General features: G+C 48.7%; 13 protein-coding genes. 7 read left to right on the top strand and 6 right to left on the bottom strand.

Annotation, left to right across the window (positions count from 1 at the left end; genetic code table 11):
* The first annotated feature begins 5 nt into the window (after positions 1 to 5).
* Positions 6 to 608 carry a cytochrome c oxidase assembly protein gene (locus tag FCU94_RS16595; protein ID WP_176289586.1) on the top strand — a complete coding sequence of 201 codons (603 nt, stop codon included), beginning with the start codon at positions 6 to 8 and terminating at the stop codon, positions 606 to 608.
* Positions 605 to 1489, top strand: coding sequence for a cytochrome c oxidase subunit 3 (locus FCU94_RS16590; protein ID WP_176289585.1), 885 nt, complete (start codon positions 605 to 607; stop codon positions 1487 to 1489). The genes FCU94_RS16595 and FCU94_RS16590 overlap by 4 nt, the downstream gene beginning before the upstream one ends.
* Positions 1490 to 1505: 16 nt before the next feature.
* Here FCU94_RS16590 and FCU94_RS16585 read toward each other — a convergent pair whose 3' ends face one another.
* Positions 1506 to 1742 carry a DUF2909 family protein gene (locus FCU94_RS16585; protein WP_176289584.1) on the bottom strand — a complete coding sequence of 79 codons (237 nt, stop codon included), beginning with the start codon at positions 1740 to 1742 and terminating at the stop codon, positions 1506 to 1508.
* Positions 1743 to 1764: 22 nt separating this feature from the next.
* Here FCU94_RS16585 and FCU94_RS16580 point away from each other — a divergent pair, with 22 nt between their 5' ends.
* Genes FCU94_RS16580 through cyoE form a run of 4 tightly spaced genes read left to right on the top strand, consistent with a single transcriptional unit; the run spans position 1765 to position 4963 of the window.
* Positions 1765 to 2481 carry an SURF1 family protein gene (locus FCU94_RS16580; protein ID WP_255199294.1) on the top strand — a complete coding sequence of 239 codons (717 nt, stop codon included), beginning with the start codon at positions 1765 to 1767 and terminating at the stop codon, positions 2479 to 2481.
* On the top strand, positions 2474 to 3022 hold the full coding sequence (locus FCU94_RS16575) for a hypothetical protein (protein WP_176289582.1): 549 nt from the start codon (positions 2474 to 2476) through the stop codon (positions 3020 to 3022). Before FCU94_RS16580 ends, FCU94_RS16575 begins: the two co-directional genes overlap by 8 nt.
* Positions 3023 to 3039: 17 nt before the next feature.
* The gene (locus FCU94_RS16570) at positions 3040 to 4074 is read left to right on the top strand and encodes a COX15/CtaA family protein (RefSeq protein ID WP_176289581.1); all 1035 of its coding nucleotides are present in this window, start codon (positions 3040 to 3042) and stop codon (positions 4072 to 4074) included.
* On the top strand, positions 4067 to 4963 hold the full coding sequence (cyoE, locus tag FCU94_RS16565) for a heme o synthase (RefSeq protein WP_176289580.1): 897 nt from the start codon (positions 4067 to 4069) through the stop codon (positions 4961 to 4963). The genes FCU94_RS16570 and cyoE overlap by 8 nt, the downstream gene beginning before the upstream one ends.
* 23 nt (positions 4964 to 4986) lie before the next feature.
* On the opposite strand, the gene FCU94_RS16560 is transcribed toward cyoE, so the two are convergent.
* From FCU94_RS16560 to FCU94_RS16545, 4 genes are read right to left on the bottom strand one after another with little or no spacing between them, the layout of a single operon-like run.
* The gene (locus FCU94_RS16560) at positions 4987 to 5898 is read right to left on the bottom strand and encodes an amino acid ABC transporter permease (protein ID WP_176289579.1); all 912 of its coding nucleotides are present in this window, start codon (positions 5896 to 5898) and stop codon (positions 4987 to 4989) included.
* 60 nt (positions 5899 to 5958) lie between these two features.
* Positions 5959 to 6798, bottom strand: coding sequence for a transporter substrate-binding domain-containing protein (locus tag FCU94_RS16555; protein ID WP_176289578.1), 840 nt, complete (start codon positions 6796 to 6798; stop codon positions 5959 to 5961).
* Positions 6799 to 6810: 12 nt separating this feature from the next.
* Complete coding sequence (locus tag FCU94_RS16550; RefSeq protein ID WP_176289577.1) at positions 6811 to 7605, bottom strand: amino acid ABC transporter permease; 795 nt, start codon at positions 7603 to 7605, stop codon at positions 6811 to 6813.
* Positions 7606 to 7608: 3 nt separating this feature from the next.
* The gene (locus tag FCU94_RS16545; protein ID WP_176289576.1) at positions 7609 to 8325 is read right to left on the bottom strand and encodes an amino acid ABC transporter ATP-binding protein; all 717 of its coding nucleotides are present in this window, start codon (positions 8323 to 8325) and stop codon (positions 7609 to 7611) included.
* A gap of 307 nt (positions 8326 to 8632) precedes the next feature.
* Here FCU94_RS16545 and aroG point away from each other — a divergent pair, with 307 nt between their 5' ends.
* Positions 8633 to 9688: a 3-deoxy-7-phosphoheptulonate synthase AroG gene (aroG, locus tag FCU94_RS16540; RefSeq protein WP_176289575.1), complete on the top strand. Its 1056-nt coding sequence runs from the start codon at positions 8633 to 8635 to the stop codon at positions 9686 to 9688.
* Between the two features lie 79 nt (positions 9689 to 9767).
* Here aroG and FCU94_RS16535 read toward each other — a convergent pair whose 3' ends face one another.
* Positions 9768 to 11825, bottom strand: coding sequence for an alpha-amylase (locus FCU94_RS16535; RefSeq protein WP_176289574.1), 2058 nt, complete (start codon positions 11823 to 11825; stop codon positions 9768 to 9770).
* Positions 11826 to 12012: the final 187 nt, after the last annotated feature.

Genomic DNA, 12012 nt, shown 5'->3' with positions numbered 1-12012 from the left:
GCGCTATGAGTCTCACCAATCAAGCAAATCAACGATTGACTTTAAAGCTGATTGCAGCCGTGGTGGCGATGTTTGGTTTTGGCTTTGCGCTGGTGCCTCTGTATGACGTGATGTGTGATGCGCTTGGGATCAATGGCAAGACGAATAGTGAGTCAGTATTGCAGCCGCAAGGCATGGTACCTGATACCTCACGGGTGATACGAGTTGAGTTTATGGCGCACAACCATCATAACGTGCCTTGGCGGTTTGAACCGGATCAGGTGTCGATGGACGTGCACCCTGGAGAGGTCATTCAAACGGCTTATCGAGCAGAAAATAGGTCTGCGCGCGACATGGTTGGTCAGGCGGTGCCTTCGGTCTCTCCTGGTTTGGGCGCCACTTACTTTAACAAAATCGAGTGTTTCTGTTTTAACCAGCAGCCACTTAAGGCGTCAGCGAGCGCGGAAATGCCGCTGATCTTTTACATTGAACCTGATATCCCAGAGTCGATCCATACACTGACGTTGTCTTACACCTTATACGATATCAGTGAGCAAGCGACGGTGACCGAGATAGCCAACACGTCAACCTTATCCAGTCGTGACGTAGTGCAAGGAGCAACGCCATGAGTTCAAAACATCAACCCTACTACGTACCTGCTCAAAGCAGTTGGCCAATCGTGGGCGCCATTGCCCTGTTTTTGATTGCTGTTGGCGCAGGCTTGACCGTGCAAAACATGGACGAAGGTGGTGATAACAGCGTGTTTGGCAAGGTTATTCTCATTTCAGGGCTGTTATTCCTTCTTTATATGTTTGCAGGTTGGTTTAGTCATGTTATTGCCGAGTCGATGAGTGGTAAGTATTCCGCCCAACTCTCTCGTTCATTCAGGCAAGGTATGAGTTGGTTTATCTTCTCTGAGATCATGTTTTTTGGCGCTTTCTTCGGTGCGCTGTTTTATGCGCGTATGATTTCGGTGCCCTGGCTGGGTGGCGCTGGCAACAATGCCATGACGGCAGAAGTTTTGTGGCCCACCTTTGAAGCGATGTGGCCCCTGACCTTAACGCCCAGTGGCGATTCCACTACCGCGATGCCTTGGCAGGGGTTGCCTCTTATCAACACCATTATCCTGCTCACCTCCTCGATCACTTTGCACTTCGCCCACGTAAGCCTTGAGCGAAACAAACGCATGGCGCTGATCGTCTGGTTGGAAATTACCATCGTGCTGGCTTGCTTTTTCTTGTATTACCAAGGGGCAGAGTACATCCATGCCTATCAGGATCTGGGTTTAACCCTGCAGTCTGGTGTATACGGCAATACCTTTTTCTTGCTAACAGGCTTTCACGGTATGCACGTGTTGTTGGGGACGACGTTTTTAATCATTTTGCTGGCCAGAGTGGCGAAAGATCACTTTACACCAAGTAATCACTTCGCGTTTCAGGCAGGCAGTTGGTATTGGCATTTTGTTGATGTGGTTTGGTTATGTCTGTTTATTTTCGTCTATGTCACTTAGTCGAGATGAGCGTGACTTAGAAAGGGCGGTTATTGGGCTCGATCAGCCCGCTGAGTAAGGCGGCGACCAGCAAGATGATCGCGAGGGCAGACAGAAAAACACGGCGGCCGAGGTAAAAGCTCATCGGTTTGTCGTCGGGGGATGCGTCATGTTGTTCGTCGTCGCCTCTGACCATCTCAAACATGGCTCGGCCAAGGTTGATTAAGATGAAAAGCAGTAGCAGAAGCAGTAGTAGCTTAAAGATAAACACCATAACGATTTCCTTTGCGGATCGGTTGATAACATTACGTTTTGTTGGGGCATGTCTGTTAACTGTGGTTGCGTTTTTACTATTGATCAACTTGGGTTTATGGCAACTGTCGCGAGCCGATGAAAAAACGGCGATAGAGCAAAGAGTTAGTGATAGAGAAAATTTGCATCCATTAGCGCTCTCCGAGCTCAAACACGATCAATTAACGCAACCGACTGGGTTGCGAGTGAGGTTTTCCGCAACGCCGATTGAAGGCAAATATCTTCTACTCGATAACCAAAATTTTGCAGGTGAGGTTGGGTACTTGGCGCTACAACTGATGCGTACTGAGGCGAACCTATGGGTGTTGCTAGAGCGAGGTTTTGTGGTGGCACCTTCAACCCGAGCGCAGTTGCCGACGGTCAAATGGTTGAAAGAACCACTTAAGGGGGTTGGCCGAATCTACCGCAAGTCGCTTAACCCGCTCAGTCAGGATCTGTTTATCGAGCGTGGAGAGATCGGCCGCATTCAAAACCTAAACATCGCTCAGCTCGAACGTGAGTGGCAGATTGACATTGAACCCTATGTGATACAGCCCCTCTATTCTGATTGGCCTTATCCACAGCCCTGGCAACCAGTCTCGATGAATGCAGAGAAACACCTTGGTTACGCCTTTCAGTGGTTTTCGATGGCGTTTGCGTTGGCGGTGCTATCGCTTTTCTTATTGGTTAGAACACTCAAACAAGGAGCAAGTCATGATTAACCCAGTCTATCGAGGCCGATTGATTTTTATCGCGCTAGTACTGCTGTTTGCTCTACCTGCGGTGGTGGCCAAAACGGTACTCAGTCAGCACTGGTACCAATCAGGGGTGACTAATAAAGGGGTGTTGATTGAGCCCACCTTGACGCTAGCAGCGCTGGATATCGATAGCCCGTTGTTGCACAAGCAATGGCAATTGGCTTACGTGGTACCAGAGCAGTGTGATGCCTTTTGCCAACAACAGATCCACCTGTTAGGGCAGAGCCATATCGCGCTCGGTAAATACCAGCAACGTGTTCAACCGGTACTCATCACTACACCAAGCAGCGCAAAATCTTCGCCAAACTGGGGCGAGTTTTCTGAGCTGAAAGTCACCCCAAGTTTTACACGTCATGTTGGTCAGTTTGAGTACGTGATTGTCGATCCACTCGGTCAGTTGGTCATGCGTTATCCCAAAGCCGACTCTGCGGCGCAACTGACTGCTCAAAGTAAAGGGCTACTCGCAGACTTACGCAAGTTGCTTAAGTTATCCCGTGTTGGTTGATGGCAAGGAGTGCCGAGATGAAGTTGATATATCTGGTCAGGTTGAGTCTGTTGGTGACTTTTGTTGTGGTGATGTTAGGGGCTTATACACGCTTGGCGGATGCAGGACTGGGGTGTCCGGATTGGCCTGGGTGTTATGGCCATTTCACTGTGCCTAATGAAACGCATGAGATTGCCTTGGCACAATCCTTGTTCCCCAGCCTAGTTATCGAAGAAGATAAAGCCTGGCTCGAGATGATTCACCGCTATGTGGCGGGTGGTTTAGGCTTGATTGTGTTTGCGATTACCTTCGTTGGTTTAAAAACACGTCAACTCTCCCTAATGTTATCGGTCGCGGTGACCACAGTGGTGGTGTTCCAAGCTCTGTTAGGCATGTGGACAGTGACAATGAAGCTGATGCCTATAGTTGTGATGGGGCACTTGTTGGGTGGTTTTACCCTGTTCAGCTTGTTGGCCTTATGTCACTGGCAGTTACAGAGGAAAGCACCGGTTAAGCCGAGTATAAACAAGCCGTCACGGTTGCGTTATTGGGCAGTCGCGACCTTGCTGGTTGTGGTGGCTCAGATTGCGTTAGGGGGGTGGACGTCATCAAATTATGCGGCGTTGATGTGTACCAGCTTACCAATTTGTGAAGGCAATTGGTCTGCGTATCTCGATTTTGCGACTGCGTTTGATTTGATACAGCCTCCGCAAGAGAGTTATGAGTTTGGTACGCTCGACTATGCGGCTCGAATGACCATTCATGTTACTCATCGTTTGGGAGCTGTCGTGGTGAGCGCGATGGTGATTGTGCTCGCTTACCGGCTCTTTATCACTCAACAGGCTAGCCTTCGCAAAACAGCGTTAGCACTCGTTACAATGCTGATGGTGCAAATTGGCTTGGGCATCGGCAATGTGCTGTTGAGCTTGCCGTTAGTGATTGCGGTAGCACATAACCTTGGGGCTGCATTGTTGTTGTTGACGGTGTTGCGCGCCAATTATGTGCTTTGGGCTGTGCGCGAACTGAGTCTCGTCGCGTCAAATTCGTTGTCTAAGGAGAGCATTCATGAGTAAGGCGATTTCATTACACTCAGCCAATGAAAAAGGGCGCTTGAAGAGCTATTTTACCCTGACCAAGCCGAAAGTGGTGGCCCTGATGCTGTTAACGGCTTTGGTGGGTATGTGCTTGGCCGTACCTGGCGCTTTACCGATTCAAGCCGCTTTGCTTGGCCTCAGCGGCGTGGGGTTGATGGCAGGATCGGCGGCAGCTTTTAATCATCTTATCGACCAAAGGATTGATGCGATCATGGCGCGTACTTACCAACGCCCTTTGCCGCAAGGTAAACTGCGCTCTAGTCATGTTTTCACATTTGCTACCGCGATTGGCGTAGCGGGGTTTGTCATTCTTTATTCTGGCGTCAATGCCTTAACGGCTTGGCTGACGTTCGGAAGTTTGCTTGGTTATGCGGTGGTCTACACCTTGTATTTAAAGCGGGCAACGCCGCAAAATATTGTTATTGCGGGTATTGCTGGTGCGATGCCCCCTTTATTGGGCTGGACAGCCGTCACAGGGGAGTTGCATGCCAATGCTTGGCTATTGGTGATGATTATCTTTATTTGGACGCCGCCGCACTTTTGGGCCTTGGCTATTCATCGTAAAGAAGACTATGCTAAAGCCGATATTCCTATGCTACCCGTAACTCATGGGGTCGAGTACACCAAAACCTCAATTCTGCTCTACACCATTTTGCTGCTTGTCATTTGTTTATTGCCTTTTCTGGTTGAAATGGCGGGCGTCTTTTATCTTACGGCTGCTTTGGTTCTGAGCTCGATGTTCGTTTGGCATGCTTGGAAGCTTAAGTTTAGCGACGACCCAACCCGAGCGATGAAGACTTTCGTCTTTTCGATCTATCACTTAATGCTACTGTTTGTCGCTCTATTGGTTGACCATTACCTTATGTAATCGGCGGTCTCAGGCTGAACTGGCTAGTGCTGAAGATGCTTGAGGCTACGCTTTTCTATCTGCTTAAACAGCAAAGAAAGAGACATGCACAGGGTGAAATAGGCCAGGCCGACGATCAGCCATATTTCAAAAATTAACCCGGATGAGTTAGCAATTTCGGTACCGACAAACGTCATTTCTTGGATCGAAATCAGCGACACTATGGACGTGTCCTTTATTAACGAGATGGCTTGTCCTGCAAGGGCCGGGGTAATGGCTGACAATACTTGTGGTGCAATAACATAACGGTATTTTACCCAAGGGGATAAACCCAAAGAATCTGCCGCTTCCCATTGTCCTTGAGCAATACTGCTTAGGCCAGAACGTACCACTTCGGCAACATAAGCAGAAGACAACAGCCCGACACATAGGATCCCAGATAGCAAGTTCTCCCACAGGTTAGCCGGGCCAAACAGAAAGTATTGAACCGTGTTGATATCGCCGTTGTATTGGCGAAGGATTTGGTCAAGTCCAAGTAAAGGTATTAACTGGTTAGAAACAAAAAAGTAGAAAATAAACACAAACACCAAAGGAGGGATGTTGCGAATTAACTGAACGAACGCATTGGCTGGCATGCGTAAGAGTGCAATGCTTGACCGCCTTGCGATGCCCAAAGTGGTGCCTAAGCTCATCGCCAGCAACATACCCCAAAGACTAATGCGCAGTGTCGAAATCAGTCCTTGAAAAAAGTAGGGGAGGGAGCCATCGGAGCGAGGCGTAAATATCAGCTCAAGCGCCTCTTGCCAACGCCAGTTGTAGTTGACTCCTGCTACGGAGCGTTGATAGAGCCAGTACCCAGCGACGGCTAAGATCGAAATCAACACAATATCGAGCTTGTTGAATGTTCGTTTGGTCGTGGCGAATGATGGTTGAGGGAGTGATTTCGCTTTAAACACCGAGTATGACTTCCTAGTTGCAGCCCGAACCACTTAACTTAATGATTCGGGCCTTTGTGATTATTGACCTGAGGCGATCTGGTTTTGCCAATCTAGGGTTGAGAACCAGTACTCGTAGCGCTCTTTTAACCAGCCATCCTCAGTACGAGCCTGAATCCAACTATTGAAGAAAGCTTGTTTGTCGTTTTCGCCCAAGCGCACCGCAAAGGCTTCGTTACCCTTAGATAAGCGCTCTGTAAAAGGAATAAACAGTTTATCGCTGTTTTTCACTGCTTCATGCTCAGGTTTCGGGCTAGACGCGATAACGGCGTGGGCATTGCCATTAAGTACTTCTTGGAATGCTTGCGCGTCGTCATCAAACTGTAGAATTTTGGCTTTCGGGAACGTTTCTCGTGCAACCTGAACGGTAAAGGCGCCGCGGCGAGCTGCGATTTTTACTCGGCGTGAATCAAAATCACTCAACTGAGCAAAACCCTCAGCCAATGCTTTGTTCGCCGCTATCTGTACACCTGAATGAGAATAGGGAGCGGTAAAAAGGACGCTTTTTGCGCGCTCTGGAGTAATACTCATACCGCCGATGATCACGTCGAACTTCTGAGCCAGCAGCGCAGGAATAATGCCATCCCATGCGGTTGGGACAAACTCAACTTTCCAGCCTGAATCTTCCGCCAGTCTGTTGGCGACATCAATCTCAAAGCCGATTAAATCTCCTTGTTTATCGCGCATGGCCCAAGGAACGAAGGTCGACATGCCTACTCTCAGGGTTCCGCGTTCATTGATCTTATCGAGATTCGGCGTCTCGGATGCCGAGCTGGGTAAGCTAATCGCTAGGCCCAATAGTGCGGCCATCGCGGCTCTAAGCCCTTTACCCCTTAACAAGGCTTTTCCAATGTTTGTCATAGTCACTATCCTTTATTGTGTACGCCAACTAGCGCCAAGTTTATGTTCCATCCAAGCAGAAAACCCTGACAGCAGTAACGTCAGAGCGAGATAAATTGCCGCGACACTGAACCAGATCTCAAACGGCATAGCGGTCTCAGAAACGATGTTTCGCCCTTCGGTGGTGAGGTCAAAAATCGCCATCACACTCACGATGGAAGAGTTTTTGATTAAAGAAACGACTTCATTGGTCAGCGGCGGTAAGGTTCGTTGCAAAAGCTGGGGCAGAATTACATCATAGAAAGTGAAAAATGGGCTCAGCCCAAGCGATTTTGCCGCTTCAAATTGACCTTTTGGGATGCTGTTGAGCCCGCCACGAAAGACTTCAGCCGTATAGGCGCCTTGAAAAAGTGAAAGCGCTAATACTGCAGTTGCGAATCGGTCGAGACCGATGACCGGACCGAATATAAAATAGAGCAGGTAGATCTGAACCAGCAGCGGAGTATTGCGGATCACTTCGATATAGACGTTGGCTAATCCTCGTCCCACCCACGAGTCAGAAAGTTTTAACCCCGCGGTGGTGAGGCCGAGCAGTAAGGTGAAAGCAAGGCTGAGTGCTGATAGTTTAATCGTGACGAGCAGGCCATCTAACAACTCAGCAGGCCACCACTCGCCATCTTCGAAAAATACCAGGTAGTCGGGCACGCGATGCCATTGCCATTGGTAACCCATACTTTGTGCGCCGGAGTCGAGCAACCAGACGATTCCGGTCAGCAACAGGGTCATTTGTAGTAAGGCGGATAAAGTCGGTTTAAGCACTTTTATCATCGGCTAATGGCTCAAAATTTGTTGCAAGAACTGTTGCATTCGTGGATGGTTTGGCTGAGAGAACAGCTGCTCTGGCGAGTTGATTTCAAGAATCTCCCCTTGATCCATAAAGAGAACCCTGTTCGCCACTTTACGTGCGAAACCCATCTCGTGAGTCACACACATCATAGTGATGCCGTCGTTAGCCAGATCGACCATAACGTCGAGCACTTCTTGGATAGTTTCGGGATCGAGGGCTGAAGTAGGCTCATCAAACAGTAGAATCTCAGGTTGCATGCAAAGAGAGCGGGCGATCGCCACTCGCTGTTGCTGGCCTCCCGATAATTGCACCGGATATTTATTCGCCTGCTGTTCAATATTGACTCGAGAGAGAAAGTGGATAGCACGTTTTTTTGCTTTTTCTTTCGATAAGCCGAGCATTCTGATGGGGGCCAGCGTGAGGTTTTCAAGCACTGTCAGGTGCGGGAACAAGTGAAAGTGTTGAAACACCATGCCCACTTTGCCAGCTTGAAGGAAGGATTGCTCGCGACCAAGAACCGAAATCGAGCCATTAGAAATCGATTCAAGTCCATTGACCGTGCGGATTAAGGTCGATTTTCCAGACCCCGAAGGGCCGCAGACGACCAAAATTTCGCCTTTCATGACACTGAGGTTAATCCCTTTGAGTGCGTGAAATTCACCGAACCATTTATCAACGTTGTTAAACTCAATGGCTTTCATGCCTGATCTTATCGTGATTGTTGTTATCTGCTTACCTTAGCAATATCAGCAACATATTTCATCTTGAACGTAACAGTATCGTAACGGAACCCCATAAGAGTAACAGCTTTAATGTGTGTAATTATTTTTTTACACTCTATGTAAAGCGTAAAAATAGTAAAAATATTGCCTTTTGATAAAAATAGTGGTTGCAAGCTTGGTTTTTGATAGATAAGTTACAGAGACAGGACCAAGACAGCGTGAGCGTTTTTTCACCACCTTATTTGAGTGTTGCGCTCCATTAAAGAGAAATAGGAAGAAGTAAGCAATGTTTCAAACCGATGATGTACGAATTAATAGAGTCAAAGAATTATTACCACCAGTTGCCGTTTTAGAGAAGTTTCCTGCAACCGAATCTGCTGCTTCGACTACGTTTCGTTCTCGCGAAGCGATTTCAAATATTCTCAAAGGCAAAGATGACCGCTTGCTGGTGATTATCGGCCCTTGCTCAATCCATGACCCAGAAGCTGCGATTGAATACGGCAAACGTCTAAAGGTTCTGCGTGACGAGCTTGGCGACCGCCTAGAAGTCGTCATGCGTGTTTACTTCGAAAAACCACGTACCACAGTGGGTTGGAAAGGCCTTATCAACGACCCTTACCTAAACGATACCTTTAAGATCAACGATGGTTTGCGTATGGGGCGTAAACTGCTGCTCGATTTGACGGATTTGGGCATGCCGACGGCGAGTGAGTTCTTAGATATGATTTCACCGCAATACGTCGCAGACTTGATCAGCTGGGGCGCGATTGGCGCGCGTACGACTGAATCGCAGGTGCACCGCGAGCTCGCGTCGGGTATCTCATGTCCAGTCGGTTTCAAAAATGGCACCGATGGCAACATTAAGATCGCCTCCGATGCGATTCGTTCAGCCAGTGCTTCACACCACTTCCTCTCTGTGACTAAGTACGGTCATTCGGCAATCATTGAAACCGCGGGTAACCCGGATTGCCATATCATTCTTCGTGGCGGTAAGGAGCCAAACTACAGCGCTGACCATGTTGGTGCTATCAAGCAAGAGCTTGAGAAATCCGGTTTGCCACAAAAAGTGATGATTGACTTCAGCCACGCAAATAGCTCTAAACAGTATCAACGTCAGATGGTTGTCGCTGAAGATGTCGCGAGCCAGATTTCAGGTGGCGAAGATGCGATCTTCGGCGTGATGATTGAATCACACTTGGTTGAAGGTCGTCAGGATCTGGTGGAAGGCGAGACTCTTACTTACGGTCAGTCGATCACTGATGCATGTATAGGTTGGGAAGACACAGAAAAAGTGCTTCGCCAGCTAGCCGATGCCGTTGCCGCTCGTCGCAATAACAAGTAAGCACTTGGTATTGATAACAAAAAAGCTCCCTCGGGAGCTTTTTTAATGTCACGGTTTTAAGCCGCTGGCGTTTATGATTTTAGCGGCCCAAATAGGCCACGACCACCTTGTCATCAGCTAAGGTTCTGGAGAATACATAAGCCCCTTTGTTGACAATCTGCTTGTGTACCCCTGCCCCGATAGCCGGGTGACTTTGACGGAATTGACCGAGCTTTCTCCAGTGTGACAGCAGTTGCGCTCTTTCTTTATCCAGTGTCCATACCATATCGGAGCGAGTTCCTTGATGGAAATCGTCTGCGTATGGCCCTAATTCTCGACCCACTTCATCACCGTAGTAAATTTGTACTGCACCAGGGCTAAGAAGTAGGGCATTGGCGGCATTGCGCTGCATGTCGAATGACTTGAAACGATTGAAGAACAGTTCGGTATCGTGGGATGACATATAGCTAACAGGTGTGAAGTCTGGCGTTGATTGGATCGACTCCGAGTAGTTCTGATAGACATCCTGCATTTGGCTGAAACATGCCGCGCCTTTGTCGAGTTTTTTCTGCATATCAAAGTTGATTAAAGCATCAAACCCTTGGTCCGCATAAGGTGAGCGATAAGCGGAGTGCCCCCATACTTCGCCCATCATCCAAAATGGTTCGCCTTGCTGGCCATTCTGCGCGCGCCAATGGCTGAGGTTTGCGCTCGCGGCTTGTTTGAGTTGCCTCCACACGTCGCCTTCAACGTGTTTGACGGTATCAACCCGAAAGCCATCGATGCCGAAACGTTTCACCCAATCGGCCTGCCATTCAACCAAATAGTCGGCGACTGTGTAGTTTTCTCGCGCTTGAACTCGTGTTGCTGGGTTATTCAGTAGCCATTGTGGTGGTGTGACCGCCTTGTTCGACTCGGTTTGAAAGTCGGGCAGTCCGGCCAAGTTCATGGTTGTGTCGCTGCTGCCTGGTTTGGGATAACCTGGAAGGCCTGCTCGAATCCAGTCGGGGCCCCACCAATTTGCCCATTGCTCGCTTTGATAGTTAATGGCATCGTTAAAACGATGCCAATTTTCTCCAGGCTTTGGTGCCCATTGTGACCATTGGCTCGGCATCTTGTCGAGGTTAACCACCTCAATACCATCGAGCTGTAAGTCCGCCAAAGTCGCATAGCCTGCATGATTGAGTACAGCGTCGAGGAATACTTTCATGCCACGCTTGTGGGCTTCGGTCACCAGTTGGCGAAGGTCTTCTTCACCACCAAAGTTTTGGTCGATTTTAGTAAAATCTCGCGTCCAATAACCGTGATAAGAGTAGAAAGGAAAGCTGCCACTTTCACCGCCGCCGACAAAGCCGTGAACCTGTTCAACGATAGGCGATAACCAAATCACATCGGTGCCAAGGCTCTGAATGTAATCGAGTTTATCAATCACGCCTTGCAGATCGCCGCCATGAAAAGTGCCCACTTCTTGTTGGTTGTCCTTTTGGCGTCCGTAACTCAGATCGTTGTGGGTATTACCGTTGTGGAAACGATCAACCATCACAAAGTATATATTGGCGTTGTGGTAGGTAAATGCCGCGTTGTCAGCGGTACGATTGGCGGCCTCAAGCAACACTAGGCCGCCACTAGCGGGTGACGGAGTCAAGGTCACTTGGCCATCTTTCACTTCAATTTCTTGACCACTTAACGCATCTCTAAGCAGCGTTCCATCTGCAAACGTGTTGTCTAAAGCTATGCTGACTTCATCTCCGCCATAGACTTCGCATTCGACGTTAGGCATAGGGCGAACAAAAGTCTTACTACTCTTTTTAGCCTCACGTGCCACCGTGAGTGTGTTGTCCGTAGCGTTGTATGAAAATGAGTAGTCGCCCTTGAAGCGTATGTTTAGTGGTAGTTGGGTTTCTTTACCGCAATTTAAGCTGAGTGGGCGGCGAAACTTCACTTTCTGCTCATCAATAGCAGGGCAGTCACCATTAATACCCGAGATGGTGACTTGGTAGGTGTCTTTGGTTAGTGGCAGCACAATTGGTTGACCATTTTGCAAGGGAAAGTCTCGGCTGGTGGTGCTGGTCGAAAGGGTTAAATTAGGGCTTGCTAGCGCTGCGCTACTCACCGCACAAGCGAGTAAAGTCAGGGTAAAAGCTGTAGAGTTGTTCACGTGGCATCCTTGATGTTGTTGCTTTTATACTCGCCTACCTTAGCTGCTCAGCAATTGCCCGACATCATTCCTAATCTCTACGCCCCAAAAACAGAGCTGTTTCACACTTCGTCTACCTAGGGATGAGTGGTCGTTCAATACGATTGATTCGGCGGAACGCCTAGTGTTTGTGGTTGCTTCATGTGTA

Source organism: Vibrio sp. JPW-9-11-11, from assembly GCF_013369335.1.
GTDB lineage: Bacteria > Pseudomonadota > Gammaproteobacteria > Enterobacterales > Vibrionaceae > Vibrio.
The sequence above is the reverse complement of the archived record's forward strand: the minus strand, read 5'-3'. Positions and strand labels throughout refer to the sequence as shown.

What these genes read in the sequence shown, in the direction of transcription:
- FCU94_RS16595 (WP_176289586.1), top strand. Translation starts at nt 6, where the DNA reads ATGAGTCTCACCAATCAAGCAAATCAACGATTGACTTTAAAGCTGATT.
- FCU94_RS16590 (WP_176289585.1), top strand. Translation starts at nt 605, where the DNA reads ATGAGTTCAAAACATCAACCCTACTACGTACCTGCTCAAAGCAGTTGG.
- FCU94_RS16585 (WP_176289584.1), bottom strand. Translation starts at nt 1,742, where the DNA reads ATGGTGTTTATCTTTAAGCTACTACTGCTTCTGCTACTGCTTTTCATC.
- FCU94_RS16575 (WP_176289582.1), top strand. Translation starts at nt 2,474, where the DNA reads ATGATTAACCCAGTCTATCGAGGCCGATTGATTTTTATCGCGCTAGTA.
- FCU94_RS16570 (WP_176289581.1), top strand. Translation starts at nt 3,040, where the DNA reads ATGAAGTTGATATATCTGGTCAGGTTGAGTCTGTTGGTGACTTTTGTT.
- cyoE (WP_176289580.1), top strand. Translation starts at nt 4,067, where the DNA reads ATGAGTAAGGCGATTTCATTACACTCAGCCAATGAAAAAGGGCGCTTG.
- FCU94_RS16555 (WP_176289578.1), bottom strand. Translation starts at nt 6,798, where the DNA reads ATGACAAACATTGGAAAAGCCTTGTTAAGGGGTAAAGGGCTTAGAGCC.
- FCU94_RS16550 (WP_176289577.1), bottom strand. Translation starts at nt 7,605, where the DNA reads ATGATAAAAGTGCTTAAACCGACTTTATCCGCCTTACTACAAATGACC.
- FCU94_RS16545 (WP_176289576.1), bottom strand. Translation starts at nt 8,325, where the DNA reads ATGAAAGCCATTGAGTTTAACAACGTTGATAAATGGTTCGGTGAATTT.
- aroG (WP_176289575.1), top strand. Translation starts at nt 8,633, where the DNA reads ATGTTTCAAACCGATGATGTACGAATTAATAGAGTCAAAGAATTATTA.